Raw genomic sequence first — 23,181 nt, forward strand, 5'->3', positions numbered from 1 at the left:
CACTGCTGTTCGACGGCGAACCGGCTCTGGAAGGTCAATTCGAGGTCACGCTTGCGACCGGCGAGAAAGTCGTTGTCACCACCGTGTATGCCCTTCTGAAGGCACAGATCAACGCCAACCACACCCCCGAGCAAGTGCAGCAGCAATCGGGCGCGCACCCCAGCCTGACCCGCATGCTGGCCAAGAAAGTCGCCACCAAGCGCACCTGCTCCTACATCGGCTTCAGTTCGGCCAAGACCTACCACGGTGATCTTGGCGAACGCGCGCTGATGCTGGCGATGGCCCTGTCCGGAAACTGGGGCAAGCCGGGCACCGGCTGGAACACCTGGGCCATGCCGGCCGACCATATCGAACTGATGATGGTGATGGAAAAAACCGTCGCCGAGGGCGGCCTGGCCGCCTTCGCGCAGATGGAACAGGCGCTCGCGACCAAGCTGCGGGCCGAAGACCCGGAAATCACCGAAGAACTGATCGGCGTGGCCCTGGCCAAGGAAATGACCACCGCCATGGGACTGGTGCCGCCGGCGATGTTCCTCTACAACCACTGCGGCTACAAAGAGGCCTACGACAACAAGGCCTGGCAGGATCCGACGCTGAAGAAAACCTTCGGCGAGTATTTGAGTGAGGCGACCGAACAGGGCTGGTGGCAGCCGCACCATCTGCGTCCGGCACCGGGCAAGCATCCGCGGGTGATGATGATCACCTCCAGCAACCCGGTGCGGCGCAATCGCTCCGGCGCCCAGCTGTTGCCCAAGCACCTGTTCCCGAAGCTGAAGATGATGTTCGCCATCGAACCGCGCATGTCAGCCTCGGCGCTGTACTGCGACATCATCCTGCCGGCGGCCTGGTACTACGAAAAGATGGACATGACCGTGTCCATCACCGCCAATCCGCGCTTCGCCTTCATCGAAAAAGCCGTCAACCCGCCCGGCGAGTGCGAGCCGGAATGGGAGATCTATGCAGCGATTCTGAAACGGGTTGGCGAAATTGCCGCCGCGCGTGGACTCGAAACCTACGGCGATCACTTCGGTCAGCGGCGTGTCTATGGCGACCTGTGGTCGCGCTACACCATGGACGGCAAAGTGGTCACCCAGGAACAGGCACTCACCGAGATGCTGGCCGTGGCGGAAGCCACCAGCATCCTGCCCAAGGGCACCACCTTGGAGAGTTTCCGCAAGGCCGGCATGCTGCAACAGGTGAGTTTTGGCACCGGCTTCATGAAACACCTGGTGGCCAACGACTATTCGCCCGACAAGCCGTTCTTCAGCCTGGCCTGGCATCGCGACAAAAAGATCACCTACCCCACCTACTCGCGCCGTGCCCAGTTCTTTCTGGACCATCCCTGGTACATCGAAGCCGGCGAAGCACTGCCCGTGCACAAGGAGCCGCCCAAAATCGGCGGCGATCATCCCTTCGTCATCAGCGGTGGCCATCCGCGCCACAGTATTCATTCGCTGCACCTGAACGTGCCGGAGCTGATGCGCCTGCACCGTGCCCAGCCGGTCATGCACGTCAACGACAAGACCGCCGCCAGGCTCGGCATGAAAGACGGCGAACAGGTGCGCGTGTACAACGATTTCTCGGATTTCGAGATCATGTTGCGCACCTCCCCCACCGTGGCCCCGATGCAAGTGGTGGTGTACTTCTGGGAAAACCCTCAGTTCAAGGAGTGGAAAGTCTACGACCGCCTGCTGATCGGCCAGCCCAAGCCGCTACACCTGGCCGGCGGCTATGAACAACTGCGGTACTACCTGTTCAACGGCAGTCCCGGACCAAGCACCGACCGTGGCGTGCGGGTTTCGGTGGAAAAGATCAAGCCCGCGTAAAGCCGTGATGGGCCGCGCCGCTGGCGGGGCCGAATGCCAATCGGCTCAGTTATCGGGGGCGCCAGCGCGAACCCACGCCTCAATAAGGCGCAATTCGTCGGTGGGCAGACCGCCGCGCCCGGTGTCGGCGTTGAAAGGCATCTGCGCGCCGTTACCGCCCACCGACAGGTGCGTACCGCGCAGTTTGTGCACCAGGTAGCTGCCGTCAGGATTGCCCGGCTCCACGCGCGGCAGTTTCGCTTCGCTGCTCGGCACGCCCACAGTCGCCGCGTGGGCCTCGCCAGCTTCCAGGACCAGCCCGCCTTGGGCCGATTCATACAGATGGCAGGCCACGCACTGGCGGTCGAACACCGGCTGCACATCGCGGGCCAGGCTGGTGTCTCCAGCCCGCGTCGGGCCTATAACGAGCAAACCCAGCAACGCAGCCGACACCATCCGGCAGCGAACCATCAGATCACCCGCGCCGGGGCCTTCGCTGCGGCGCTACCGGCAATTTGCCCGAACACGACTGCCGGGCCGATGGTGCCGCCACCGCCCCAGTAGGCGCCGCCAGTCGGGCTGGCGATGCAATTACCGGCCCCATACAGGCCGCCGATCGGCGCACCCTCACTGCTTAGTACCTGCGCCTGCGCATCGACCAGCGGTCCGCCCTTACTGTCAATGGCGCCGGCCACCAGCAGCGCGGCGAAGTACGGCCCCTGCGGCGCCAGCGGGTGCATGGTCGGATTCGGATAGTCGCTGGGTAGCACCGGCAGATTGCCGAAATAGTTCCAGGCGATGTCGGCCGCCGCCGCGCCACGCTGGAAATCGTCATCCACGCCGCGGCGGGCGAAATCATTGTATCGAGCCACGGTGGCCTGGATCTGCTTGGCAAACCCCGGCGACAAACCCACCTGACCGATCGCCGGCGCGAGCTTTTCGAGCCGCGCCGCAATGGCAGTCGCTAGCGCCTCCCAACCAGCACCGGAAATGACATGGCCGGGCAGCGGCGCACCCGCCTGCTGCACGCCCATCACCCCGCCGCGGTGCTGCACGGTGCGCGTGTCCCAGATCATCAGTGTTATGCGCTGCGGGTAGTCGCCACTCACCGCATCCCAGGCGAAATGCGCCCGCGGCCGGCTGCCAGGGTGGTTTTTCTCATTCACATAGCGCTCGCCGGCCAGATTCACCGACAGGCTACTGTCACCAGGGATCACCCACACCCCGGTCGGCGCGTCGGAACTGGCTAGGGTTTCCTCGAGCAGCACTTCCATCCACCAGCCGTGTTGCAGATTGCCCAGGGCCGCCCCGGCACCGCCCGACAGGCGCAGAAAATCTCCCCGGTTGGTAGGCGCGGCGCAACCACCATAGACCGGGCCCAGCAGGTGGCAGGCGCGCAATTGGGGATCGTGTATGAAACCTCCGCTCGCAAACACCACACCCTGGCGGGCACCGATGCGCAGCCGTTTTCCACGGTGCTCACACACCACGCCAACGACCCTGCCGGCGACGTCCTGCACCAGTTCCGCCACCGCATGACGGGTAAGGACCGGGATCGAGCGCTCAACTGCCGCCGCCTGCAGCAGCTCAATCAGGTCCACGCCCACCCCGCCGCCATTGCGGTAATAGAACCTGCCCTCGCGCTGCTGCTTGGGCCGGCACACGATGCCGCGGCCACGCGGGGCACGGTTCTCGGCTAGCTCCGCGTAGTTGTCCGGGAACGGCCGGTCGTCGTAGTCGATAAACGGCAAATAATCGACGATGCCAAGCTCGGTCAGGCGATCCACGGTCGGCGCCGCCTGGTCATAGAATGTCTCCAGCAGAACGTATTCACGCTCGCCGGCCCCGAAACGAGCGGCCTCTGGCCGGTAGCGATCCGGGTAACTCATGCGCACGGCAAGGCGCAGGAAATCCTCACGCGGGTCGGCAATGCCTGCCGCACGCAGAAAGCGGTTATTCGGGATGTAATGCACGCCGCCGGAGCGGATTGTGGTACCGCCGGCCACCGGGCCTTTCTCCAGCATCAGCACGTCCGCGCCGCTCTCTCGTGCAAACAGGGCCGCACTGAAGCCGGCCGCGCCGCTGCCCACCACCAGCACGTCTGCGTCGCGGTGCCAAGGCTCAGCAGCCGCCCGCGCGGCACCCGGGACGACCCCGACCCCAGCAGCGATCAGGCCGCCTCCAGCGCTTAAAACGAAGCTTCGACGGACCGTGTCGACCGGTCGCTGCTTGTCCTGCGACATAGTTGCTCCTTCGTCTCGACGCTGCTTTCCGGAAAGGAACCTCTGCTCAAGGCGGCGGTCCCGGCACTGTGCAGACGCATTTCCAAAAACGATCGAGTAAAGCCGTTGATCTCGCTGCCCGCCAGGGAACCGTATTGTCCGCAGGCAGGCGCTTTCTTGTCAGGTGCCCGGCGGCGAAAAAAACGCCGTTACAGACAACCATACTGTAGTCTCGGCCGCGTGGCGTAGGCACCCGTGCCAGCAGCAAGGTCGGCTGTGGAATCAACCCGTCGCCGCGTCGTATCTCCCGACGTCGCCGGCAATCAGGCGGAACTGTTCCAGCGCCGCCTCCAGGTCGTCAACGATCTCCTGCGCGATCACGTCCGGCGGCAGCAGCTTGTCGCGGTCGGCCAGCGTCTCGTCACGCAGCCAGAAGATGTCCAGGCTGGCCTTGTCGCGCGCGATCAGCTCCTCGTACCCGTACATGCGCCGGCGCCCATCGGGCTTGTCCGCGCTCCAGGTCGGCGTGCGCACATGCCGGTTGGCAGGGCTGTAACAAGCCATGAATTCATCCAGGTCTTCGCGCTTCAAGGGGTCGGTCTTGAGCATGAAGTGGATGTTGGTGCGCAGGGTCGTAAATCCAGAGCTTCTTGGTCCACGGCGTCTCGGAGGCAGGTTTCTTGTCGAAGAACAGCGCGTTGTCGGGCACGACCACAGCGGCGCGGCCGTTCTGCCTGAGGATGGTTTTGACGTGCTGGATAAAGTTGAGCTGTTTGTTCGAGGTGGTGGTCCAGAAATCCGCGCGCTCGACGCTGTCGCGCTCCTTGCTGACCTTGCCTCTGACGTGCATGGATGCACTAATGTCGCGGGAGCCATGGATGGCGGGAGCGACGACGCCCACGATGGTGGTGCTGCTCTTCTTGCCGAAGGGCGGATTGGTGAGCACCAGATCGAAGCGGTCACCGGGGTCGGCAGCCAGCGCGTCTTTAACTTCAATGGGCTCGTAGTCCTGTCTGCCGATGCCGTGCAGCAGCAGCATGTTCATGGCGCACCGCCGCGCCGTGGCCTGCACCAGCTCCCAGCCCTTGAAGCTTGCCTCTGGCCTCGATCACGCCGGCGGCTCTCCCATCTACATGGAGCAGGTAGTCGGCGAAGCCGTGGCCCGCCAGCGGGAACTCGCGAATCGCCACGCCGCGCGCGGCATGCAGGTTCACCGCCGACACGTCTTGCACAGTCCAGCCGGCCACCTGCAGCAGGCGATCGATCTCGGTGCGGGCGGTTTGTTCGGGAGCTTGCGACATTGGGATTAAGTACGCAGAGGAGCTGGCGAGCCAATCGTAGCCGACGCGCGGCGCTGGCGCTGGAAAAGCTGCCAGTTGGCCATCGCGCTAGGCCAGAAACAGCCGATAGGCGGCGCTATCGGTCTCCTCGACATGCTCCAGGCCGCTTTGCGCCAGATGGGCGCGAAACCGTGCCCGCTCCGCGACCGGCACTTGCAGGCCGACCAGCGCCCGTCCGTCGGCCGCGCCATGGTTACGGTAATGAAACAGGCTGATATTCCAGTGGGCGCCCAGGCGACCGAGGAAGTGGGCGAGCGCGCCGGGTCGCTCGTCGAACGTAAACCGGTACAAAAGTTCGTCCGCCAGCTTGCCGTGTCCGCCGACCATGTGCCGCAGATGCAGCTTGGCGCTTTCGTTTTCGGTCAGATCGACCACCGCGTAACCGTGCTGGCGCAACTGCCCGTACAGTGCCTGACGCTGATTGCCGGCGGTCTGCACGCCCACGTAGACGTTCGCGGCTTCGGCGCTGGCATAACGGTAGTTGAACTCAGTGATCTGGCGGGCACCGATGGCCTCGCAAAAATGCACAAAGCTGCCCGGCCGTTCGGGGATGGTGGCAGCGAAGATCGCCTCGCGCCGCTCGCCGATCTCGGCCCACTCGGCCACGTAACGCAGACTGTCGAAATTCATATTGGCGCCGGAACACACCGCCACCAGCGTGCGGCCCTGGCAGCGCTCGCGCGCCACGTAGCGCTTGAGACCGGCCAATGCCAATGCGCCGGCTGGCTCGACGATAGCGCGTGTGTCCTCGAAGGTGTCCTTGATGGCGGCACAGATTTCGTCGTGATTGACCAGCAGCATCTCGTCCACGTACTGGCGGACCAGACGAAACGGCTCCCGGCCTACCTGGCGCACCGCCGTGCCGTCGGCAAACAGCCCAACGCTGCGCAGGCTGACCCGGCGGCCCCTGGCAAGCGAGCGCGCCATGGCGTCGGCATCATCGGCCTCGACGCCCACGATGCGGATTTCCGGGCGCAGGCGCTTGACGTAAGCAGCGATCCCGCCGATCAGTCCACCGCCGCCAACCGGCACAAAGACGGCGTCCAGCGGCCCCTGGCGCTGACGCAGCAACTCGGCGCCAATGGTGCCCTGTCCGGCGATCACCAGTGGATCGTCGTAGGGATGCACAAAGCTCAGTCCCCGTGCGCTGGCCAGCGTCAGCGCGTGCTGGTAGGCGTCGGTGTAGTCCTCGCCGTGCAGCAGGGTTTCCGCGCCCAGGCGCTCAACGGCGTCGACCTTGATTTGCTGCGTGGTAACCGGCATTACGATCAAGGCGTGGCTGCCCAGCCGATGCGCTGCCAGTGCCACGCCCTGCGCGTGGTTGCCGGCCGAGGCGGTGATCACACCCGCTTTCAATGCCTGCCGCGGCAGGTGCGACATCTTGTTGTAGGCGCCGCGCAGCTTGAACGAAAACACCGGCTGCAAATCCTCGCGCTTGAGCAGCACGCGGTTTTTCAGGCGCAGCGACAGGCTCTCGGCCAGGTCCAGCGGCGATTCGATGGCCACATCGTAGACGCGGGCATTCAGGGTCAGCACCAGGTAATCGCGGCTCACGGCGGTTCCTTTCGAGGCAGCGGCATCAGGTCCGAGGGACCGCACGGCGCTCGCGTCGGCGGGTTCGCCGCTTCCACACTCGCTGGGTACGCAGGCGCAGCACCCAACTGGCCAGAGCATGGGTCAGCAGGCCGCAGGTAGTGGCCAGTACCAACAAGCCCACAGTCGCCGGCTTGCCAATCCGGCTCCACCAACCTTTAGGCACCGGCGCCTCGAATGCCTGGTTCAGGTCCTGGTGCAGCGCATCCAGTTCTCCGGGCAGCGGGGGACGCTCGTCAGTCAGATAGTGGCCGATACGGTAGGCGGCGTAGTAAATCGGCGGAAAAGTGATCGGATTGCTCACCAGCGTGCTCACTGCCGCCACCGGCACGTTGGCGCGCATCACGACGGCCGCGACCGCCGCGGCAGGAATCTGCGCCAATGGCAGCAGCAGCCCAAAAAACACGCCGATCCCGACGCCCAGCGAAATCCCGCGCCGACTCATGTGCCACAGACTCGGATGATGCAGGGCCGGCCCCATCCAGCGCAGCCACCGCCGGTGGCGCAGGTTGGCGGCTTCGTGCAAGAGGCGTCGCAAGCGGTTCGTCACGCGGCCACCTCAGCTGGCGTGGTTGCAGCAAATTCTTTCAACGGGCCCGCAGCGTGGTGCAGGCCGTCGGACAGGCAGGGTATTGCACGGTATCGGCAGCAATGAGTCCTTTCTGCAGATCAAGGCCGCCGTTGCATCATCAGCGTGAACTCGCCGTCCTGCACCCGCTCGTCGCGCTGGTTGGTGACCGTGAATACCAGAGTCACCACACCGCGGTCGGGCTTGGAGGTTTCCTTGACCGCTCGCACCCGCATCTCGGCGGCAATCGTGTCACCGAACTTCACCGGCCCCGTAAAACGCCAGGTCAGGCCCAGAAACGCGATGATGGTGCCGTTGATGACGCCGGTCTGGTGCATCAGGCCGGACACGATCGACAGACCCAGCAGGCCATGGGCAATCGGCTCGCCGAACTGCGTTTCGGCCGCAAACACCCGATCCGTATGCAACACATTGAAATCGCCGGACAAGCCAGCGAAAGCCATCACGTCGGCCTCGGTAACGGTGCGGCGCACAGTCGGAATGACCGCTCCGGCAGTGAAATCCTCGAAATACCAGGGCGTCATGATGGCTCCTTGCGGGTGAAACGAACGGCGCAGATTACGCGCTCCGCAAGGCGCCTGACAATCCGTCAGCGTCCGGACGCCTCGGCCGCTTAAAATGACCTGTCCTCAAGCCCCAACTCAGGCCCGCCCATGACTGCCACCCTGATCCTGATCCGCCACGGTCGCTCCTTGTGGAACGAACAAAACCGCTTCACCGGCTGGGTGGATGTGCCGCTGACCGAACGCGGCTGGCGGGAGGCCGAAACGGCCGGCCGGCAGCTGGCTGAGTACCGCTTCGACGTTGCCTATACCTCGCACCTGCAGCGCGCTATCTGCACCCTGCAGGTGGTGCTGCGCGCGAATCGTAGCGGGCGCACACCGATCTTTCTGCCCGCCGAGGGCACCGTGCCGCGCGAGTCCTACCAGCCGGTGGGCAATGAATTCCCCGTACACCTGCACGTCACGGCGCTCGCCGAGCGCCACTATGGCGACCTGCAGGGCCTGAACAAGGACCAGGTACTGGCCGAGTACGGCCAGGAACAATTCGTCAAATGGCGGCGCGGCTACGACACCCCACCGCCGAATGGCGAGAGCCTCAAGGATACGGTGGCACGCGCACTGCCCTACTTCGACACCGCTATCCGCCCGCGCCTGCTCGACGACCAGACGGTGCTGATTTCAGCCCACGGCAACTCGCTGCGCGCGCTGACCAAGGACCTTGAGAACATTTCCGATACCGACATCGTGGGGCTCGAAATTCCCACCGGCGTGCCTATCGTTTACCGGCTGGACACGGATGGCCAGGCGCTGCGCATTGTCGACAAGCGAGTTCTCGAACACGACGCCTGAGCAGCCGATGCAACCGCCCCGGCTGCCACGCACGGTATGGGTGCTGGGCTTCGCCTCGCTGCTGAACGACACCGCCAGCGAGATGATCATGCCGCTGCTGCCGGTGTTCCTGATCGCTACGCTGGGTGCGGCGCCGGCCGCCATCGGCCTGATCGAGGGCCTGGCGGAGGCAACGGCCAGCGTACTTAAGCTCGTGTCCGGGCGCATGGCCGACCGGGGCGTCAGTCCGCGTCGTCTGGTGTTGGGCGGGTACAGCGTTTCCAACCTGGCGCGGCCGCTGATCGCTTTCGCCGCAGCGTGGCCAGCCGTATTGCTGTTGCGTTTTTTCGATCGCATCGGCAAGGGCTTGCGCACCTCACCGCGCGATGTGCTGCTGGCAACCTCGGTCGACGCCCGGCGCCGTGGCGCGGTGTTCGGTTTTCATCGCGCCATGGACCATGGCGGCGCCATGCTGGGGCCATTGCTGGCCTTCGGCCTGCTGCAGGCCGGCTTTGCCATGCGAGATGTCTTTTTATTCTCCGTTGTGCCCGGACTGCTGGTACTGCTGTGTCTGGGCTTTGGACTCGCCGCCCCGGCAACGCCAGCACTGCCGCAGCCCCCGGCACCGCTGCGCTGGCGCCTGCTCGACCGCCATCTGCGCGGCCTGATCACGGCGGCCGGGGTGCTGGCGCTGGCGAGCGTACCGGACGCGTTTCTTGTGGTGTGGGCATTCTCCGGCGGTATCGAAGTGGTCTGGCTGCCATTGCTGTGGGCGGCGGCACATGCCGTCCGCTCGGCGGTGTCCATTCCGGCAGGGCGGCTATCCGACCGTCTCGGGCGCACGCCAGTGGTCGCCGCGGGTTGGCTGCTGCGCGCAGTGTTGCTGGCCACGATGGGCATGATCAGCCAGGATGGCGCCACGCTATGGCTGCTGTTTCTCGCCTATGCCGGCGCCACCGCCTGCACTGAAGGGGCCGAACGGGCACTGATTGGCGACTACGCACCACCAGAGCAAAAGGGCACGGCGTTTGGCATCTATCATTTGGTCAGCGGCCTGCTCGCCCTGCCAGGAGCCGTCCTGTTTGGCGCCCTTTGGCAATGGGCGGGGCAAGTCAGCGCCTTCAGCGTCGCGGCGGCAATCACCCTGCTGGGCGCGGGCGCATTCCTGCGTCTGGCGCAGCGGCCTCTGGCGCCCCGGTAGATGCAAACCCACATCGCGCGCGATTAACTGATCAAGCCCCGCAACCCGACCCTTTATTGGCGGACGACCAAACCGGGGTCTGAGTGCTGCTGAACGGAGATTTGTCTTGAAAATTGTCCTAGTCAGCCGCAACTACCCCCCGTTGGTCGGCGGCATGGAACGTCTCATGCTGGAGACCTCCCGCGAGCTCGCGCACCACGGCGAAGTGGGTCTGGTAGGCCCGGCTGGGTGTACGACGCATACCCCTCCAGGGATCGGCCCGATTGCCGAGTGCGATCTGCAACCGCTATGGCGCTTTCTGACCACCGCGTCGGTCCGCGCGGTGCAGATGGCGCGACGCATCAGACCGGATTGGGTGCTGGCTGGCAGTGGCCTGACCGGGCCGTCTGCCTCGCTTGCCGCATGGGCGGCTGATGCTCGTTTTGCGGTGTTCGTACATGGCCTGGATCTGGTGGTCGATCAGCCGCTTTATCGTGCGGCGTTCCTGCCAATCCTACGGCGGGCTGACAAGGTAATTGCCAATAGTCGATACACGGCAGGTCTAGCAGAGGCCGCCGGGATCGCCACGCGACGCATAAGCGTAATTCACCCTGGCGTGACCCTACCAACGGCCCTGCTGGATCGCGGCGCAGCCCGTAACGCGCTGGGCCTGGCCGATGACCGGCCGCTGATCCTTACCGTGGGAAGGCTCACCGAGCGCAAAGGGATCGCCGAGTTCATTGAGCAGGCACTGCCGACTGTGCTGGCCCGCATCCCCAAGCTACAGTATTTGGTGGTCGGCGCTGGCGCCAGCGGTGCACTGGCTGCTGCTGACGCTACGACGACCATTGCACGCGCTGCCCAGCAAGCCGTGCCGACCAACACCGTGCGCATGCTCGGCGGCGTCGACGAAGCAACCCTCAGTAAGCTCTATGCGGCAGCCGATCTGTTCGTATTTCCGGTGCTGGAACGTGCCGACGATGTGGAGGGCTTTGGCATGGCTGCACTGGAAGCGGCGGCCCACGGCTTGCCTACGGTCGCATTTGCCGTAGGTGGGGTTCCGGATGCGGTTGCGCAGGATCGCTCCGGATTACTCATTGCACCAAGCGATTACGCCGGCATCGCCGCTGCCTGCATAGAACTGTTGGCGGGTAAAACCGACTTGATGCGCCCAGCGGCCCGCAATTACGCAGAAGATTTTTCCTGGGTTCGACAGGGGGAACGTTTGCGCGAGGTACTGGAAGACGATTGAACACGCCTGGTGCGCACAAATTGACTGCCTCAAGGCTTCACCGGGTGACCGCCATAAACGCCGCGATCCGCGCCGCATCGGGCTGTTCGATGACCCCGTGCTCACAGACGATGGCGTCAATCAGGCCGGCCGGTGTCACGTCGAACACCGGGTTCCAGGCGGCGAAGCCTTCCGGTGCGATTAACTGGCTACCCAGACGGGTCAACTCCTGCGCTGGCCGTTCCTCGACTTTGATCGCCGCACCGGTCGGCGTTGCCGCATCGAAGGTGGACAGTGGCGCCACCACCATCACCCGCGCCCCATGCGCGCGTGCGGCGAGTGCCGCCGTGTAGGTGCCAATTTTGTTGGCGGTGTCGCCATTGGCTACGATGCGGTCCGCGCCGACGATCAACCAGGCCGGACGCAGGCGGGCGAACAGCCAGGCCGCCGCGCCGTCCACAACCAGACGCGCCGGAATGCCGTCCTGTTGCAGCTCCCAGGCGGTCAGGCGCGCACCCTGCAACCACGGCCGGGTTTCGTCGACGAACACCTCGCTGATGCGGCCCTGCGCATAGGCGGTGCGGATCACGCCCAGCGCCGTGCCGTGCCCGCCAGTGGCGAGCGCGCCGGTGTTGCAGTGCGTCGCCACCTTACTGCCGGGTGCGATCAAGGCCGCGCCGTGTGCCGCCATGGCGTAGTTCGCGGCGAGGTCTGCGTCGTGAATGGCGCACGCCTGTGCCAACAGCGCCGGCTCCGGATCACCGGACAGGCCTGCGAAGCCCCCGACCATGCGCCGAACCGCCCAGGCCAGGTTCACCGCGGTTGGGCGTGCCGCCGCAAGCCGGTCAAGATCAGCCACGACAGCCTCGCGCCAGCCCGCACCGTGACTGGCATACCCGGTCCGCGCCGCCAGCACCACGCCGAAGGCCGCCGCGATGCCAATCGCTGGCGCCCCGCGGACCACCATGTCGCGAATCGCCTCCGCCACCTCGGCGGCACTGGTGCAGCGCAGCCAGGTCTGCTGCGCCGGCAACAGACGCTGGTCCAGCAGTTCCAGCGCGTCGCCCCGCCAGCGCAGCGCACATACGGCACCGCTCATGCGCGCTCCCTGACGAGGGTATCGATAAATTCCGCGACCTCGGCCGCCGGCAAACCGATGTCATCAATCAGCAGTGTCCGCAGCACCGCCGGATCGTCGACACGGCGGGTATCGACCCGTGCGCCCCGGTCCTCGGTCAGCTCGCTGCCGATCAGAATCAGACGCCGTTCGGGCGCCAGGCGGTGAGCGATCAGCCCGTGCAGGAAGCGCGAGTCGGGGTGGGTCGAAACATAGTAGTTGGCCATCTCGTAGTCGGCCGCGGTCTGTTCGTCCAGGCCGAACCGGTACAGATCGGCCCAATCGTCCATGCCAATCTGCAAGGACCACAATCCCCCCAGCTCCACCAGGCGGTACCGCCACAGGTGCTGGGTCTGGGGCTGCCCCTGATGAAACGCCACCGGCAAAAGCGGACCCGCGGCGCCGAAACCGACATCGGCCAGCCAGATTGTGTCGTCCGCCTCTACCTGCAACAGCATGTGTGTCCGCGGCAGCACGCGCTGCGTACGGTAGGTGACGCGGGCCGCCAGGCGCCGCACGCGAAAGCCGATCTGCTCCAACACCGCCGCGAACAGCAGGTTCTGCTCGAAGCAGTAGCCACCACGCTGCGCCGTAACCAACTTGGCGAACACACTGTCCATATCCAGGCGGATGCCGCGCCCGAGCAACACATCGAGGTTCTCGAACGGGATGTGGCGCACGTGCGCCAGGTGCAGCGCAGCCAGGACGTCGGCCGTGGGCAGTAGCGCGCCCCGGTAGGCAATGCGCTCCAGATAATGGTCGAGGTCGAGCTGGCTCCCGACAGGGGTCATGGCTGGCGCTCCGATGCGGCTTAATACAATGTGTCAGCCCCGGCCTGCGGGCACGCGCCATCTTAACAAGCCAGGAACCGCACCATGGACCAGTCTGCTCTGCCTGATTGCACCCCGGCCAGTCTGGACGTGGAAGCCGCACTGGCGCAGGTTCTGGACACGCTCACGCCACTGCCGGGCAGCGAGCAGATCGCACTCGATCTGGCCCTGGGACGGGTACTGGCGCAGCCGCTGGTAGCGGCCATGGATTTGCAGCCATGGCCGAACTCGGCCATGGATGGCTACGCTTTCGCCGTGAGCGACCTGGACCAGGCCCTGGCCAAGGGTCTCGCGCTTGCCGGCACCTCCATGGCGGGTCACCCGTTTACCGGCACGCTCGACCCTGGGGAGTGTGTGCGCATTCTGACCGGTGCCATCCTGCCGGCCGGCTGCGACACGGTCGCCATGCAGGAGCACGTGGCAGTCCACGGCGATCAGGTACGACTGACCGCCAGCGTGCCGCGAGGCGCCAACGTGCGCGCACCGGGCGAGGACGTACGCACGGGCAGTGTGGTTCTTCCGGCCGGCACCCGTCTCGGCCCGCCGCAGATCGCCCTGGCGGCGGCACTGGGGCAGGCGCGTGTAGTCGTCAGCCACCGGCCGCGGGTCGCGCTGTTCACCAGCGGTGACGAGCTGACGCCGCTTGGCCAGCCGCTCGCCGCCGGGGCCATTTACGACAGCAATCGCTATCTGCTACGAGCCATGCTGCAGCAGATGGGCATGCCGGTGATCGATCTGGGCATCGTCGCTGACGACCCGGACGCCGTGCGGTCGGCCTTCGCCGCGGCCCGTGCGCAGGCCGACGTCGTGATCAGTTCCGGCGGCGTATCCGTGGGTGACGCCGACTACGTACGCGAGGTGTTCAGCGAATTCGGCGACATCCACTTCTGGCGTATCGCCATGAAACCGGGCCGGCCGCTGGCCTTCGGCCGTCTGGATGAAACATGGTTCTTCGGCCTGCCCGGCAATCCGGTGTCGACCGCCGTCACATTTCTCGAATTCGTGCGCCCGGCGCTGCGTCGGCTGGAAGGTGAGCCGCTTACCGCACCGCTGCGAGTCGAACTGCCCTTACTCGAACCGCTGCGCAAGGCACCCGGCAGAATGGATTTCCAGCGTGGCATCGTCGCCATCGACAAAGACGGCCGGCCTGGCGTGCGCAGCGCCGGACCGCAAGGCTCGCATGTCATGAGCAGCCTTGCTGCCGCCAACTGCCTGCTGGTGTTGCCGGCGGCGAGCGGCGACCTGCCGGCAGGAAGTCTGGTGGAGGTGGAACTGCTGCCCTGGACCGGTACGCCCGCCGCCCATGGGCAGCCCTGATTCGCTGCCATCCGGCGGCTGGCGCTTTGCCGCCGACCGTGGCGGCACCTTCACCGACCTGATCGGCATCGACCCCGCCGGACGCTTGCACACGCGAAAACTGCTGTCGGTGTCACCCGCCTATCCGGATGCGGTCGCCGCCGGGGTGCGCGACCTGCTCGGCCTGGCACCCGGCGACCAGGTTCCCGCCGGGCAGGTGGCGAGCCTGCGCATCGGCACCACGGTGGCTACCAATGCGCTGCTGGAAGGCCGCGGCGCCAGGGTCGGCCTGGTGCTGACGCGCGGTTTTGGCGATCTGCTGGAGATTGGCCACCAGGCCAGGCCGCACCTGTTCGAGCTGGCGATACGCAAACCGCGCCAGCTCTACCAACGGGTGGTCGAGATCGCCGGCCGACTGGATGCCAACGGCGCTCAGCTCGAAGCGTTGGACGAGACCGGCGCCACGCAGGCACTGGCCGGACTGCGCGCGCAGGGGGTTGAGGCGGTGTCGATCGTGTTGCTGCACGCCTGGCGCAATCCTATCCATGAACTGCGCCTGGGCGCACTGGCGCACGCCGCGGGCTTCACCCAAGTCTCGCTGTCGCACGGTTGCGGCGGACGCATCCGGGTGGTGGAGCGCGCCCAGACCTGCGTGCTGGATGCTTATCTGAGCCCAGTGTTGGCGACCTATCTGGGCCTGCTGAGCGCGCAGCTGGGCCCGCTGCCGGTCGAGTTCATGCAAAGCGGCGGAGGCCTGGCACCGGCGGCATTGTGCTCCGGCAAGGATGCGGTTCTGTCCGGCCCGGCCGGAGGTGTCGTGGCGGTTGCCAGCCTGGCCGGCCAAACCGGCCACCTGCCGCTGATCGGCTTCGACATGGGTGGCACGTCGACCGACGTGTGCCGCTACGACGGGCAGTTCGACTACACGGCGCAGATCGAAGCGGCCGGTGTGCGCTTCCAGAGCCACGCGTTGCGTGTTCAAACGGTTGCCGCAGGCGGCGGGTCGATCCTGGGTTTCGACGGTCAGCGCTTGACGGTGGGACCGGCTTCGGCCGGCGCCGATCCCGGACCGACCTGCTATGGGCGCGGTGGGCCGCTGACGCTGACAGATGCCAACCTCCTGCTAGGGCGGCTGCCAGAGCACGCCTTCTCGCCGAATCCATCGACTGCCGGAGCATCCGGGCTTGACCTCGCAGCGACCCGCGCTGCGTTCGTGGCCCTGGCCGCGCGGGTGTCCGCTGCTACCGACACCCAGACCGATCCGGAAACACTGGCGCTGGGCTACCTCCAGGTCGCCAACGAACAGATGGCGGCACCCATCAAAACCCTGTCGGTGGGACGCGGCTTCGACCTGCGGGAACACACCCTGTGCAGCTACGGTGGGGCCGGCGGGTTGCATGCCTGCGCCATGGCGCGCGATCTGGGTATCGAACGGGTGGTGATACACCCTCTGGCCGGTCTGTTCTCGGCCTGGGGCATCGCACTCGCCGACCGCCTGGAACAGGCCGAACGCTCGGTGTTGCTGCCGCTGGATACCGGCACGCTGGCGGCGCTGGAACCGCTATGGCAGACCCTGTACGAGGACACCGCGACCCGCCTGGGCGCCGCGCCGGACCGTGTGGAACGCGAGCTCGACCTGCGCCCGCCAGGCGGCGACAGCGTGCTCACGGTAACGTTTGACGACCCGCCGGCCATGACCCGTGCCTACCGCGCCGCGCACGGCCAGCGCTTTGGATACGCCCCCGGAGGCGATGCGCTCGAAGTGGTCACCGTGCGCCTGCGTCTGCGACGGGGGTCTGGCCTGACCGCGACGCCGGCGATACCGGAATCCGCTCCCGCTTCCGCGCACATCGGCATCCGGCGGGTCGTACTCGACCATGGCGTGGCGCAGCTGCCTTGCTACCGCCGCGAAGCGCTGACACCCGGCGCCCGGCCGGACAGCCCATGCCTGATTCTCGCTGAGCATTACACGGTGCTGGTGGAGGCGGATTTCGACGCCCGTGTGCTGCCTGGCAACCTGTTGCTGCTTGAACGGCGACGTAAGGTCCAGACCGTCCGCGAACCGAACCCCGACACCGCCGACCCGGTGCGCCTGGAGCTGTACAACCAGCGTTTCATGGCTGTCGCGCAGCAGATGGGCGCGGTGCTGCAACATACGGCCCACTCGATCAACATGACCGAGCGGCTGGATTTTTCCTGTGCCGTCTTCGATGCGCAGGGCCATCTGGTGGCCAACGCGCCGCACGTGCCGGTGCATCTGGGCGCCATGGGTGAGGCGGTACGCGCACTGATCACCAGCCACGGCGAGCATCTGGCATCCGGACAGGTATATCTGGACAACCATCCCGCGCATGGCGGATCGCATCTGCCGGATGTGACTGCCATCAGCCCGGTGTTCGTGCCGCGGCAGCCGCGGCCGGCCTTTTTCGTGGCCACGCGCGGCCACCATGCGGATATTGGCGGCGTCACGCCTGGGTCGATGTCGCCGCTGTCGCGGCGCCTGGACCAGGAAGGCGTCGTTCTGGACCGCCTGCTGGCGGTGGACGACGACCACCTGCGCGAAAGCGCGCTGCGCGCGGCCCTGGGTGCCGGCCCCTTTCCGGCCCGCAACCTGCCGGAGCGGCTGTCGGACCTGGCCGCGCAGATCGCCGCCAACCGCCACGGCGCACTCGTCCTGCAGGCGCTCGCCGCGCGACACGGCCTCACCGAAGTCCACGCCTACACGCGACACGTGCAGGCCAACGCCGCGCACTGTATCCGCGGCGCACTGAGCGCCCTGCTGGCCGGCCGCGATGGCTTGGGCGGCACCTTCACCGACGCCCTGGACGACGGCACACCGATCGCCGTCACGCTGCGTATCGACGCCGGCGAGCAACCACCGGACACCTGCCGGCTAAGCGTGGACTTCACCGGCAGTGGCGACCGTCATCCGGGCGCCTTCAACGCCCCGCGCGCGGTGGTGCGGGCGGCCCTGCTGTACGTGCTGCGCTGCCTGGTCCCGGACCACATTCCGCTGAACGAAGGCTGTCTATGGCCGGTGGATCTGCACATTCCGCCCGGCAGCCTGCTCGATCCGCCACCCGATGCGGCGGTTGCCGCCGGCAATGTCGAGACCTCGCAGCGCGTGGTCGATGTGCTGCTGGGCGCGTTGGGCCTGGCGGCGGCCAGCCAGGGCACCATGAACAACGTGATCCTGGGCTTTGCCAATGCCCAGTACTACGAGACCCTGGGCGGCGGCAGCGGCGCGACCGTATTTGCGGACGGTGCGGACGCGGTTCAGGTGCACATGACCAACACCCGCATCACGGATCCGGAAGTCCTGGAACAGCGTTTGCCCGGGTTGTTGTTGCGCAGCTTCACCATCCGCCGCCGCAGCGGTGGCGACGGACACCAGCGCGGTGGCGACGGCCTGGTGCGGGAATATCAACTGCTGGCGCCGGCCGTGCTGACGCTGGTCACCCAACGGCGACTTCGCGCGCCGTTTGGACTGGCGGGCGGCGCCGCTGGCCAGCCAGGACGAAACCTGTTGGTGCGTGCCGGAAACAGCCAAATCCTGCCGCCAGTCGGGGTATGGCAGCTCCAAGCCGGCGATGTCCTGTCCATCGAAACACCGGGGGGTGGTGGGTATGGCCGGCGGCTCGCACAGGGTCACCCGCAGGCATCCAGGTAACCTGGATACCTGGATCGAAACCTTACGCGCGCAGCAGAAAAGTCACCGGGCCATCGTTGGTCAGGCTCACCTGCATGGTGGCCCCGAAGCGCCCGCCAGCTACCGCGCTGTGGCTATTGCGCGCAGCCTGGACCAGGCACTCGAAAATCGCCCTGGCATGCGCAGGTTCGGCGGCACTGGTGAAGCTTGGCCGTCGGCCACTGTCGGTGTCCGCCGCCAGGGTGAATTGCGGCACCAGTAACAGGCCACCGCCGATATCGGTGAGGCTGAGGTTCATGCGCCCATCGGCATCGTCGAACATGCGATAACCGAGCAGGCGATCGACCATCCGCTGCGCCTGCGCCGGACGGTCGTCCGGTTGCACGCCCACCAGCACCAGCAACCCCGAACCAATCTGTCCGACGACTTCCTCGGCGACGCTGACGCGGGCCTGCGTGACCCGCTGCAGCAGGGCCAGCATGCTCAGCCGGCGGCGCGGCTGTTGCGGCGGCGGTCGGATTCCAGCAGGAAACGCTTGCGCACACGCAAGTGGTGGGGGGTGATCTCCACCAGTTCGTCGGACTCGATGAACTCCAGCGCCTGCTCCAGCGACATGCGGATGGGCGGCGTCAGCACGATGTTCTCGTCGTTGCCGGCGGCGCGGATGTTGTTCAGCTGCTTACCCTTGAGGGGGTTGACTGTCAGGTCGTTGCCGCGGGTATGCACGCCCACCACCTGTCCTTCGTATACCTCATCGCCCGGGGATACCATCATGCGCCCGCGTTCCTGCAGGTTGAACAGGGCAAAGCCGAGCACCTTGCCGCCGCCGTTGGAGATCAGCACGCCGTTCTTGCGTGTCGCTACTTCGCCCGCCGCCACCGGCGCGTAAGCGTCGAACACATGGTGCATGAGCCCGGTGCCGGCACTCGCCGACAGAAAATCCGTGCGCAGTCCGATCAGGCCACGGGTAGGCACGCGGTAATCCAGGCGCACCCGGCCACGGCCATCCGGCACCATGTCCTTGAGTTCCGCGCGGCGGCTGCCCAGCAACTCCATGATGGCGCCCTGATACTCGGAGTCGACGTCCACGGTCAGTTGCTCGAACGGTTCGCTGACGACGCCGTCGATTTCCTTGATGATCACCTGTGGCCGCGACACCGCCAGCTCATAGCCCTCGCGGCGCATGGTCTCGATCAGAATCGACAAATGCAGCTCGCCCCGCCCGGACACGCGGAAGGTTTCCGGGTCGTCGCCCTCCTCGACCCGCAGCGCGATATTGGTCAGCAACTCGCGGAACAGGCGCTCGCGCAACTGACGCGAAGTCAGATACTGCCCGTCGCGGCCGGCGAGCGGCGACTTGTTGACCTCAAAGTTCATGGCGATGGTCGGTTCGTCCACCGTCAACGCCGGCAGCGCCTCGGCCCGTTCCGGATCGCACAGGGTGTCGGAAATGGCCAGCCCTTCGACGCCGGTTACGGCCACGATGTCGCCCGCCGACCCGTGTTCCACCTCGTAACGATCCAGGCCGCGAAACGCCAGCACCTGCAACACCCGGCCACGCCGCTGGCGACCGTCGGCGCCAACCACCGCCACCGCCATGTTGCGCTTGACCGTGCCGCGCTGAATGCGGCCAATGCCAATGACTCCGACGTAGCTCGAATAGCCGAGCGCACTGATCTGCATCTGCAGCGGACCATCAACCTCGATCTGCGGCGGCGGCACACGGTTGATGATGGTCTCGAACAAGGGCTTCATGTCGCCTTCGCGCACGTCCGGGTCGGGACCGGCGTAGCCGTTCAAGGCCGAGGTGTACACCACGGGAAAATCAAGCTGTGCATCGGTCGCGCCAAGCCGGTCGAACAGGTCGAAGGTCTGGTTCAGCACCCACTCCGGACGCGCGCCGGGGCGATCCACCTTGTTGATGACAACAATCGGATGCAGACCGCTCGCGAATGCCTTCTCGGTAACGAAACGCGTCTGCGGCATGGGGCCATCGACGGCATCCACCAGCAGCAGCACCGAGTCGACCATCGACAGGATGCGCTCGACCTCGCCGCCGAAATCGGCATGGCCGGGGGTATCCACGATATTGATCCGGTAGCCGTTCCAGTCCACCGCGGTGTTCTTGGCGGTGATAGTGATGCCGCGTTCGCGCTCCAGATCGTTGCTGTCCATCATGAGGTTGCCGTGATCCTCATGTGCTGCGAAGGTTCCGGACTGACGCAGGAGCTGGTCGACCAGGGTGGTTTTACCGTGGTCGACGTGAGCAATGATGGCGATGTTGCGAATCTGAGTGGACATGAAAAAACCGATGGGCGGGGTGCGGGTAGCCGACCATTGTAGCTGTCCTGCCCGGCGCCTCCTACTTCACTCGGTCGGTTCTACGCGCACCTCGGCGGTGATCGAGTTCGCAATGAAGCAATTGCGGTGGGCCGATTCATGCAGTTTGTCGAGTTCTTCGCCACTCGGCGCCGCGCCATCAAATGCGATCACCGGGTGCAGCACCACCCCGGTTATCGCCATGCGTCCCTGTCCGTTCTTGCCCAACGTGCCGGTGGCCTGGTCGCGATAGGAACTGACCTTGAAACCGCGCTTGGCGGCCAGGGCGAGGAAGGTCAGCATATGGCAGCTCGACACCGCTGCAATCAGGCCTTCTTCCGGATTGGTGTGGTTGGCATCCCCGGCATAGTCCGGCGCCGCCGAGGCGCGCAGCGTCTGGCCGCCGGTCAGACGCCACTGATGGGATCGGCCATAGTCGTCCGGATGACCGGCGCGTGGCGCGTGCTGCCAGGTAATTTCCACGTTGAAATCAGACATCGTTGCCCTCCTCGGCAAGACCCAAAAGACGTTGCAAAAAGTCCGAAGGCCGGCGTGCCAGGCGCCGCGCCTTATAGTCAAAAAAACCCATCCGCGTGCGGGCGATCAGCACTTGCTGGCCAGCACGGCTGACCCGATAGCGGAACTCGCAACGCACGGCGCCAAGTCCGGTCACGGCCATGTCCACGCGCAGCCGGTCGGCCCAGAAGGCTTCTGCCGTGTAGTGGACTTCGAGTTCCAGCATGATCAGACCGGCACCACCAGCGTCGGCCTCATCGTACCCGGCCCGAGCCAACCAGCGCCGCCGCGCTTCATGCAGCAGGCTGACCGCGGCGTCATGACCCAGGTGGCCACCGTAATTGATGTCGCGCGCCTGCACCGGCAGTTCGGTACCCCAGTCGAACTGCCGCGGCAGACCCAAACCCGCCCGGCTCACAGGCCAGCCACGCAGTACCTGCTTGCCGATGCCGCCGATAACGGAAATAATCGACACGCCCACGCACCCAGTGGGTTGTTGACCATAAAACGAAACCTGCTCGGGGAGAATAAAACCATGCTTGATATCGCACGCAACGTGTTTGCGGGCCTTGGTCTGTGCGCGGCACTTGCCGCTCCCGCCTGTGCACAATACCGCACTGAACTGAGCACCGGTTGGGGCAACGACAACACGCGGCTGCTTCGCCTGGGCGTGGCGCGCGACTGGCAGCAGACCTGGTTTACCGATGGCAACTGGCAGCTTTCCGGCCACTGGCTGGCCGAGATCGGTTACTGGAACAGCGATGAGCGCAACCACCAGAACGACAATCTGTGGGAAGTCGCCCTCACGCCGGTGCTGCGCCTGGCACCCAAAGCCACTACGGGCCTGCGCCCATACCTGGAGGCTGGCGTCGGCGGACACCTGCTGTCCGAGACCCGAATCGGCGAACGGAAACTGTCAACCGCCTGGCAGTTTGGCAGCCACATCGGCACTGGCGTGAATTGCGGCCAATTCGCGATCGGCTACCGCTTCCAGCATCTGTCGAATGCCAGCATCAAGCGGCCCAACGACGGCATCGATTTCCACATGCTGACGGCCAGCATGGCATTCTGAAGTCATCACCCATCTGCCCCGCCCGCACGCTTGCGTTCGCCCCCGGAACGTACGGTCTTGGTGCGCCGCGATTGGCCGCGTCCTACCCTCAAGGCGCGGTCTCGCGTTCGTCAGGCCTCATTTCTCCTGGATGCTGGCCACGTAATCGACGATGCTGAGAATTTGCCCGCGGACCTGCGGGTCGTTCTTGCCGTCCTTGCTAAAACGCTCACCCCACACTGGCATTTCGGCGGGACCGTGGATGCCGACCGCTTGGCCACGACCGTCGATCACGGTGCGTACTCGGGCATAAGGGAAGCTGCCATTGTTATTTTTGGCCAGTTGCGTGAGGTCAGCGGGTCGTTTCTTCAACGCTGAGGCCACCGGCCCGTCCCCACGCCCCATAGGGCCATGACAGGATGCGCAATAGGCATAAAAATCCTGGCGCTGCGTCTCACTGATTTCATCAGCCGCGCGGGTGGCACCAACACCCAATAACAGTGGCACGGCGGCCCAAAGAGCAAAACGAAACCGGCGGTTATTCCTGTCAAAGTCACGCATGACACGACCTCCCTCACGAAAATATTTGCAGGCGACACGATTGACGGTCACAACTTAGCGGCATTGCGGCTAATCGGGCTGTGATCCTGGTCAAGCCATGTGAATTGGTGAGGGCGGATCGACCATCGGCAACAGAGGGGCTTGTCATGTATACCGTGACGCATCGGCACTTTTAAGATGACGTATCTTGTGCGAATACATCATTAATTAAATGATTTAATGAGACTTAATTAGCTTAGAATCGCGGATCCAGGTGCCGGGAGTGGCATGCCGTACAGGACCATTGACCTTCGCCGCCTGTGCCGGTCGCGAGGCTACGGTCGACCAACCTGACACCTGCCCAATGGCGGATCGTGTCTGCGGAACCATTAACCTGATATCGAAAAGGATTTTGCGAGCCGACTCACCCCGGCGGCAGCAGCTTGCCGGGATTGAGCCGGCCGTGAGGATCCAGCGCCGACTTGATGCCACGCATCAGTTCGAGCGCGACCGCCGGTTCGTGCCGCGCCAGGGCGTCTCGTTTCAGGAGCCCGATACCGTGCTCGGCCGAG

Annotated in this window: 23 protein-coding genes; 8 read left to right on the top strand and 15 right to left on the bottom strand. The window is 65.5% G+C overall.

From position 1 onward, the window contains the following. Positions 1 to 1,826, top strand: a 1,826-nt coding sequence (locus ABZF37_RS07855) for a molybdopterin-dependent oxidoreductase (RefSeq protein ID WP_372718591.1), incomplete at its 5' end; no start/stop codon positions are given. 45 nt (positions 1,827 to 1,871) lie between these two features. Here the strand turns inward: ABZF37_RS07855 and ABZF37_RS07860 are convergent. The 4 genes from ABZF37_RS07860 to ABZF37_RS07875 form a co-directional block, all read right to left on the bottom strand. Next, on the bottom strand, positions 1,872 to 2,276 hold the full coding sequence (locus ABZF37_RS07860; RefSeq protein ID WP_372718593.1) for a hypothetical protein: 405 nt from the start codon (positions 2,274 to 2,276) through the stop codon (positions 1,872 to 1,874). Then, positions 2,276 to 4,048 (bottom strand): FAD-dependent oxidoreductase, encoded by a 1,773-nt coding sequence (locus ABZF37_RS07865; RefSeq protein ID WP_372718595.1) that lies wholly within the window; start codon positions 4,046 to 4,048, stop codon positions 2,276 to 2,278. The genes ABZF37_RS07860 and ABZF37_RS07865 overlap by 1 nt, the downstream gene beginning before the upstream one ends. A 261-nt stretch (positions 4,049 to 4,309) precedes the next feature. Then, the gene (locus tag ABZF37_RS07870) at positions 4,310 to 4,618 is read right to left on the bottom strand and encodes a hypothetical protein (RefSeq protein WP_372718597.1); all 309 of its coding nucleotides are present in this window, start codon (positions 4,616 to 4,618) and stop codon (positions 4,310 to 4,312) included. After that, the gene (locus tag ABZF37_RS07875; RefSeq protein WP_372718599.1) at positions 4,596 to 5,072 is read right to left on the bottom strand and encodes an N-6 DNA methylase; all 477 of its coding nucleotides are present in this window, start codon (positions 5,070 to 5,072) and stop codon (positions 4,596 to 4,598) included. The genes ABZF37_RS07870 and ABZF37_RS07875 overlap by 23 nt, the downstream gene beginning before the upstream one ends. On the opposite strand from ABZF37_RS07875, the gene ABZF37_RS07880 reads away from it, so the two are divergent. Next, positions 5,071 to 5,337 carry a hypothetical protein gene (locus ABZF37_RS07880; protein WP_372718601.1) on the top strand — a complete coding sequence of 89 codons (267 nt, stop codon included), beginning with the start codon at positions 5,071 to 5,073 and terminating at the stop codon, positions 5,335 to 5,337. The genes ABZF37_RS07875 and ABZF37_RS07880 overlap by 2 nt on opposite strands. A gap of 78 nt (positions 5,338 to 5,415) precedes the next feature. On the opposite strand, the gene ilvA is transcribed toward ABZF37_RS07880, so the two are convergent. The 3 genes from ilvA to ABZF37_RS07895 form a co-directional block, all read right to left on the bottom strand. Continuing rightward, positions 5,416 to 6,921, bottom strand: a complete 1,506-nt coding sequence (ilvA, locus tag ABZF37_RS07885) for a threonine ammonia-lyase, biosynthetic (protein ID WP_372718603.1) — start codon at positions 6,919 to 6,921, stop codon at positions 5,416 to 5,418. 25 nt (positions 6,922 to 6,946) lie between these two features. Next, a complete protein-coding gene (locus ABZF37_RS07890) occupies positions 6,947 to 7,510 on the bottom strand; it encodes a DUF2062 domain-containing protein (RefSeq protein WP_372718605.1) in 564 nt (187 codons plus the stop codon). 119 nt (positions 7,511 to 7,629) lie between these two features. Continuing rightward, the gene (locus tag ABZF37_RS07895; RefSeq protein ID WP_372718607.1) at positions 7,630 to 8,073 is read right to left on the bottom strand and encodes a MaoC/PaaZ C-terminal domain-containing protein; all 444 of its coding nucleotides are present in this window, start codon (positions 8,071 to 8,073) and stop codon (positions 7,630 to 7,632) included. A gap of 129 nt (positions 8,074 to 8,202) precedes the next feature. Between ABZF37_RS07895 and ABZF37_RS07900 the strand changes: the two genes are divergently transcribed. The 3 genes from ABZF37_RS07900 (at position 8,203) to ABZF37_RS07910 (ending at position 11,312) form a co-directional block, all read left to right on the top strand. Next, the gene (locus ABZF37_RS07900) at positions 8,203 to 8,901 is read left to right on the top strand and encodes a 2,3-diphosphoglycerate-dependent phosphoglycerate mutase (protein ID WP_372718609.1); all 699 of its coding nucleotides are present in this window, start codon (positions 8,203 to 8,205) and stop codon (positions 8,899 to 8,901) included. Positions 8,902 to 8,908: 7 nt separating this feature from the next. Beyond that, positions 8,909 to 10,081 (top strand): MFS transporter, encoded by a 1,173-nt coding sequence (locus tag ABZF37_RS07905; protein WP_372718611.1) that lies wholly within the window; start codon positions 8,909 to 8,911, stop codon positions 10,079 to 10,081. Between the two features lie 106 nt (positions 10,082 to 10,187). Further along, a complete protein-coding gene (locus ABZF37_RS07910; RefSeq protein WP_372718613.1) occupies positions 10,188 to 11,312 on the top strand; it encodes a glycosyltransferase family 4 protein in 1,125 nt (374 codons plus the stop codon). Between the two features lie 37 nt (positions 11,313 to 11,349). On the opposite strand, the gene mtnA is transcribed toward ABZF37_RS07910, so the two are convergent. Beyond that, positions 11,350 to 12,390 (bottom strand): S-methyl-5-thioribose-1-phosphate isomerase, encoded by a 1,041-nt coding sequence (gene mtnA, locus ABZF37_RS07915; protein WP_372718615.1) that lies wholly within the window; start codon positions 12,388 to 12,390, stop codon positions 11,350 to 11,352. Continuing rightward, positions 12,387 to 13,199: an arylamine N-acetyltransferase gene (locus ABZF37_RS07920; RefSeq protein ID WP_372718617.1), complete on the bottom strand. Its 813-nt coding sequence runs from the start codon at positions 13,197 to 13,199 to the stop codon at positions 12,387 to 12,389. Before ABZF37_RS07920 ends, mtnA begins: the two co-directional genes overlap by 4 nt. An 84-nt stretch (positions 13,200 to 13,283) precedes the next feature. Here ABZF37_RS07920 and glp point away from each other — a divergent pair, with 84 nt between their 5' ends. Both glp and ABZF37_RS07930 read left to right on the top strand, forming a co-directional pair. Further along, positions 13,284 to 14,555 carry a gephyrin-like molybdotransferase Glp gene (glp, locus tag ABZF37_RS07925; RefSeq protein WP_372718619.1) on the top strand — a complete coding sequence of 424 codons (1,272 nt, stop codon included), beginning with the start codon at positions 13,284 to 13,286 and terminating at the stop codon, positions 14,553 to 14,555. Continuing rightward, positions 14,542 to 18,204, top strand: a complete 3,663-nt coding sequence (locus ABZF37_RS07930) for a hydantoinase B/oxoprolinase family protein (protein ID WP_372718621.1) — start codon at positions 14,542 to 14,544, stop codon at positions 18,202 to 18,204. Before glp ends, ABZF37_RS07930 begins: the two co-directional genes overlap by 14 nt. 22 nt (positions 18,205 to 18,226) lie before the next feature. Here ABZF37_RS07930 and dtd read toward each other — a convergent pair whose 3' ends face one another. The 4 genes from dtd to ABZF37_RS07950 all read right to left on the bottom strand — a co-directional run bounded on the left by dtd (position 18,227) and on the right by ABZF37_RS07950 (position 21,493). Continuing rightward, entirely contained in the window at positions 18,227 to 18,664 is a 438-nt protein-coding gene (dtd, locus tag ABZF37_RS07935; RefSeq protein WP_372718623.1) for a D-aminoacyl-tRNA deacylase, read from the bottom strand. Positions 18,665 to 18,666: 2 nt separating this feature from the next. Beyond that, positions 18,667 to 20,484, bottom strand: a complete 1,818-nt coding sequence (typA, locus tag ABZF37_RS07940) for a translational GTPase TypA (protein WP_372718625.1) — start codon at positions 20,482 to 20,484, stop codon at positions 18,667 to 18,669. Positions 20,485 to 20,550: 66 nt separating this feature from the next. Beyond that, positions 20,551 to 21,000, bottom strand: a complete 450-nt coding sequence (locus tag ABZF37_RS07945; RefSeq protein ID WP_372718627.1) for an OsmC family protein — start codon at positions 20,998 to 21,000, stop codon at positions 20,551 to 20,553. Continuing rightward, the gene (locus tag ABZF37_RS07950; RefSeq protein ID WP_372718629.1) at positions 20,993 to 21,493 is read right to left on the bottom strand and encodes an acyl-CoA thioesterase; all 501 of its coding nucleotides are present in this window, start codon (positions 21,491 to 21,493) and stop codon (positions 20,993 to 20,995) included. The genes ABZF37_RS07945 and ABZF37_RS07950 overlap by 8 nt, the downstream gene beginning before the upstream one ends. A 60-nt stretch (positions 21,494 to 21,553) precedes the next feature. Between ABZF37_RS07950 and ABZF37_RS07955 the strand changes: the two genes are divergently transcribed. After that, positions 21,554 to 22,090, top strand: coding sequence for an acyloxyacyl hydrolase (locus ABZF37_RS07955; RefSeq protein ID WP_372718631.1), 537 nt, complete (start codon positions 21,554 to 21,556; stop codon positions 22,088 to 22,090). A 117-nt stretch (positions 22,091 to 22,207) separates the two neighbouring features. On the opposite strand, the gene ABZF37_RS07960 is transcribed toward ABZF37_RS07955, so the two are convergent. Together ABZF37_RS07960 and ABZF37_RS07965 are read right to left on the bottom strand one after the other, a co-directional pair. Then, a complete protein-coding gene (locus tag ABZF37_RS07960; RefSeq protein ID WP_372718633.1) occupies positions 22,208 to 22,630 on the bottom strand; it encodes a cytochrome c in 423 nt (140 codons plus the stop codon). Positions 22,631 to 23,033: 403 nt separating this feature from the next. Then, positions 23,034 to 23,181: FAD-binding oxidoreductase (locus tag ABZF37_RS07965; protein WP_372718636.1), on the bottom strand; the 148-nt coding region annotated here is incomplete at its 5' end.

It is taken from the genome of Immundisolibacter sp. (assembly GCF_041601295.1).
Lineage (GTDB): Bacteria > Pseudomonadota > Gammaproteobacteria > Immundisolibacterales > Immundisolibacteraceae > Immundisolibacter.

What these genes read in the sequence shown, in the direction of transcription:
- mtnA (WP_372718615.1), bottom strand. Translation starts at nt 12,390, where the DNA reads ATGAGCGGTGCCGTATGTGCGCTGCGCTGGCGGGGCGACGCGCTGGAA.
- ABZF37_RS07900 (WP_372718609.1), top strand. Translation starts at nt 8,203, where the DNA reads ATGACTGCCACCCTGATCCTGATCCGCCACGGTCGCTCCTTGTGGAAC.
- typA (WP_372718625.1), bottom strand. Translation starts at nt 20,484, where the DNA reads ATGTCCACTCAGATTCGCAACATCGCCATCATTGCTCACGTCGACCAC.
- ABZF37_RS07945 (WP_372718627.1), bottom strand. Translation starts at nt 21,000, where the DNA reads ATGTCTGATTTCAACGTGGAAATTACCTGGCAGCACGCGCCACGCGCC.
- ABZF37_RS07895 (WP_372718607.1), bottom strand. Translation starts at nt 8,073, where the DNA reads ATGACGCCCTGGTATTTCGAGGATTTCACTGCCGGAGCGGTCATTCCG.
- ABZF37_RS07960 (WP_372718633.1), bottom strand. Translation starts at nt 22,630, where the DNA reads ATGCGTGACTTTGACAGGAATAACCGCCGGTTTCGTTTTGCTCTTTGG.
- ABZF37_RS07865 (WP_372718595.1), bottom strand. Translation starts at nt 4,048, where the DNA reads ATGTCGCAGGACAAGCAGCGACCGGTCGACACGGTCCGTCGAAGCTTC.
- ABZF37_RS07875 (WP_372718599.1), bottom strand. Translation starts at nt 5,072, where the DNA reads ATGAACATGCTGCTGCTGCACGGCATCGGCAGACAGGACTACGAGCCC.
- ABZF37_RS07860 (WP_372718593.1), bottom strand. Translation starts at nt 2,276, where the DNA reads ATGGTTCGCTGCCGGATGGTGTCGGCTGCGTTGCTGGGTTTGCTCGTT.
- glp (WP_372718619.1), top strand. Translation starts at nt 13,284, where the DNA reads ATGGACCAGTCTGCTCTGCCTGATTGCACCCCGGCCAGTCTGGACGTG.
- ABZF37_RS07930 (WP_372718621.1), top strand. Translation starts at nt 14,542, where the DNA reads ATGGGCAGCCCTGATTCGCTGCCATCCGGCGGCTGGCGCTTTGCCGCC.
- dtd (WP_372718623.1), bottom strand. Translation starts at nt 18,664, where the DNA reads ATGCTGGCCCTGCTGCAGCGGGTCACGCAGGCCCGCGTCAGCGTCGCC.
- ABZF37_RS07920 (WP_372718617.1), bottom strand. Translation starts at nt 13,199, where the DNA reads ATGACCCCTGTCGGGAGCCAGCTCGACCTCGACCATTATCTGGAGCGC.
- ABZF37_RS07880 (WP_372718601.1), top strand. Translation starts at nt 5,071, where the DNA reads ATGGCGCACCGCCGCGCCGTGGCCTGCACCAGCTCCCAGCCCTTGAAG.
- ABZF37_RS07955 (WP_372718631.1), top strand. Translation starts at nt 21,554, where the DNA reads ATGCTTGATATCGCACGCAACGTGTTTGCGGGCCTTGGTCTGTGCGCG.
- ABZF37_RS07905 (WP_372718611.1), top strand. Translation starts at nt 8,909, where the DNA reads ATGCAACCGCCCCGGCTGCCACGCACGGTATGGGTGCTGGGCTTCGCC.